The organism is Longimicrobium sp. (assembly GCF_036280135.1).
Lineage (GTDB): Bacteria > Gemmatimonadota > Gemmatimonadetes > Longimicrobiales > Longimicrobiaceae > Longimicrobium.
Genome location: NZ_DASURI010000844.1, coordinates 1 through 3349 on the forward strand (window position 1 = coordinate 1; position 3349 = coordinate 3349).

Annotated in this window: 1 protein-coding gene and 1 pseudogene; both read right to left on the minus strand. The window is 71.8% G+C overall.

Features of this window, described 5'->3' with window-relative positions; translation table 11 throughout:
• On the minus strand, positions 1-2235 hold a 2235-nt coding region (locus tag VFZ20_RS27415; protein WP_329687148.1), incomplete at its 3' end, for a vanadium-dependent haloperoxidase.
• A gap of 284 nt (positions 2236-2519) precedes the next feature.
• A pseudogene (locus VFZ20_RS27420) lies at positions 2520-3349 on the minus strand (vanadium-dependent haloperoxidase); the annotation flags it as partial.

A 3349-nucleotide genomic window follows, 5' to 3' on the forward strand; every position in this document is an offset into this window, starting at 1 on the left:
GTCCTGGATGCGGATGGTGGTGCCGTCGAACTTCGTGAGCTGGTAGAACTCCGGCTCGTTCAGCAGCAGGCTCTGCTCCTGCAGCAGGCCGATGGCCACCTGCTCGCCCAGCAGCAGCGACTCGCTGTAGTCGCTGCGCCAGTGCACGCCCGCCCCGTTGCGGCCCAGGGCGACGTTGCCGGCCAGCTTGTTCAGCTCGCCGCCCACGGTCATCTGCCCCGCGTCGCCGCCCGTGTACGGGTCCAGCGCCGTACCGGCCGCGTTGACCACCACGGGGTTCTCGATGGGCGCGTTCTCGTTGAAGAACGCCTTGAGCACCGTGGCGCACGCGCCCGATCCGGTTGCGTGGCCCGCGCCGTACGCCGGGTGCGTGGGCGCGCCCTCGGGAAACGCCTGCGGCAGCAGGTACGACCAGGGAAAGCGCTGGCCGTTGGGCCCCACGTACGCCGCCAGGCCGCCGCCCTGCAGCGACGCCAGGATCTCGCCGTCGATCTGCGGATACGACCGCCGCCCCGTGAGGTGGCTGTCGATGCGCCCGCCGAACTCCTCGGGCCGCAGGCGCCGGTGCACGAACCACTTCTGGAACCACACGGCCCGCAGCGCGCGGATGAGCGCCTCCCAGACGATCGACAGCGCGTGCGGCGCCCCCAGGGTGACGAACGGCGCCTGCCTGGTGTAGCCCGGGTACGGGTTCCCGGGGTTGAAGGGGAACTCCATGTCGCGGCTGATGACGCCGTTGCCGTTCAGCTGGTCGCCGGGCACCTCGTGCAGCAGGATGAGGCAGGCGTTGAAGTAGTGGTCCGCCACGTTGTCGATGTGCACCCGCTCGCCCAGGTCGCGCAGGGTGCGCACGAAGCGGCGGCCCGACGTGTCGATGGCGTCCATCCCCCGCTTGTCGGCGCCGTTCTGCACCTCCAGCCACCAGGGAAAGTCCAGCAGGTAGTCCACGCCCGGCTGCACGGTCACCTGCCGCTGGTCGATCTTGAGGTCGCCGTAGGTGATGAGCCCGTCCGTGGTGCCGCGGCCCTGGCCCGCCGGCAGCCGCGGGTCGCTCGTGCCCTTGAGCAGGAACTGGCTCAGGTAGGGCCCCACCGTCTCGCCCGGGTAGATGCCGCGAAAGACCGTCCGCGCCGTCACGGCGCCGTTCTCGCGCGGGCCGCGAAAGTCCGAGAACTCCGTGTTGAGCGACTGGATGGCGGCCTGCACGTCGGGGTGCCAGCCGTAGTCGTTGAAGTGCACGTCACGGGCGATGGCCATCCAGTACAGCTCGCCCATCTCCGACGAGTTCTGCGCGCTGTCGATGCGGGGCGCGGGCGGCTGCGTGACGGCGTGCGTGTCGGGCCCTTCCAGGGCGAACGCCAGGCCGCCCTGCGGGTTGGTGAGCTTCTTTCCCCCGGGCCCCAGCTGGATGGCCTCGAAGTCCGCCGGGTCGCGCGTGTTCAGCGCGTGCAGCAGCGACTGGTACGCGGCCGGGTCCACGTCGCCCGCGGCATCGTGGGGCAGCCCCTTGGAAAAGTTGGCCACGAACGGGTAGTCCGTCTCCTCTCGGTTGTCCAGGTGCCAGGGCTGGCCCCGGTTGAGGGCGATCTGCGCCGCCTGCACCCGCACGTTGTACGCGGCGCTCCGGCGGTCGGGCACGTCCACGCCCGAGGGCACCTGGTTCACGTTGTCGAAGATGGCCATGCCCGGCGCCGGCTCCGCGCCCAGCAGCCCGGCGCCGATGGCGATCTGCACGGCGTCGATGGCGAACGGCGGCGGTGCGTCGCGGTGGCTGGTCCACGCCCGCCCGTCCGGCGACGTTTCCCAGTGCACCCGGTCGGCGGCGGCGTCGTGCCGGATGCGCCACCAGCGGTGGGCCTGCGCATCGTACGACGCGAGGGGGAAATCGGACGGGGTGCCGGGCTGGTCTTCCTGCGCGTACAGCGTGGCGCCGTCGCTCCACAGCACCAGCCGGTGCTCGCCGTCGGTCTGCTGCAGCACGAGCTGCGTGCTGCAGGTGGCGCCCTGCAGCACCTGGACGACCTCCACGGTGCCCGTGGCGCCCCGCAGGTCGCCCGTCCCGTTGCTGCCGTAGAAGGCGTAGTGCATTCCGGCCGTGTTGACGGGCGGGGTGATCTCCACGCGCTGGTTGGTCTCGTTGAGCGTGGGGAGGCCCGACGGGTTCCACACGTACCAGCGTGCCTGGTCGTGCCAGTTGTCGTCGAAGCCGTCGCGGATGTGGCTCACTGCGGTCATGGGTCCCGGTCCTGTGCGGGGTGGCGTGGTGTGCGCGTTCCCGGGGCCCAGGCGCACGGCAGAAAGGCCCCGCCCGGCGCTGTTCCGGGAGGCCTTTGCCGGCCGCTCATCCGTGTGTCTCCGTCGTCCCCCGACGTGCGAAGGCCCCGCCCGGGCGCTGTGCCGGGCAGGGCCTCCGCGGCCCGCGTCAGGGGGGATGCGGCGACCCTCGCGGGTCCCCCATCCACCGTATCGTCAACCGTGCGCGGCGGCGCGGACGCGCGCCGCCGCCCGCCTCACCCCCGTCAGAGCGCCCGGACGACGCCGTCCTGGATGCGGATGGTGGTGCCGTCGAACTTCGTGAGCTGGTAGAACTCCGGCTCGTTCAGCAGCAGGCTCTGCTCCTGCAGCAGGCCGATGGCCACCCGCTCGCCCAGCAGCAGCGACTCGCTGTAGTCCGAGCGCCAGTGCACGCCCGCCCCGTTGCGGCCCAGGGCGATGTTGCCGGCCAGCTTGTTGAGCTCGCCGCCCACCGTCAGGTCGCCCGCGCCGGGGCCGCTGTACGCCACCAGCGCCGTGCCGGCCGCGTTGACCACCAGCGGGTTCTCGATGGGCGCGCTTTCGTCGAAGAACGCCTTGAGCACCGTGGCGCACGCGCCGCTGCCCGTGGCGTGGCCCGCGCCGTACGCCGGGTGCGTGGGCGCGCCCTCGGGGAACGCCTGCGGCAGCAGGTACGAGGGAAACGTGTCGCCCGACTGCCCGCCGAAGTACGGCGCCAGCGCGCCGGACGTGAGCGAATCCAGGATCTCGCCGTCGATCTGCGGATAGGTGCGCCGCCCCGTCAGGTGGCTGTCGATGCGCCCGCCGAACTCCTCGGGCCGCAGGCGCCGGTGCACGAACCACTTCTGGAACCACACGGCCCGCAGCGCCCGGATGAGCGCCTCCCACACGATCGACAGCGCGTGCGGCGCGCCCAGGGTGACGAACGGCGCCTGCTTCGTATAGCCCGGGTACGGGTTCCCGGGGTTCCACGGGAACTCCATGTCGCGGCCGATGACGCCCGCGCCCGTCAGCTGGTTTCCGGGCACCTCGTGCAGCAGGATGAGGCACGCGTTGAAGTAGTGGTCGCCCACGT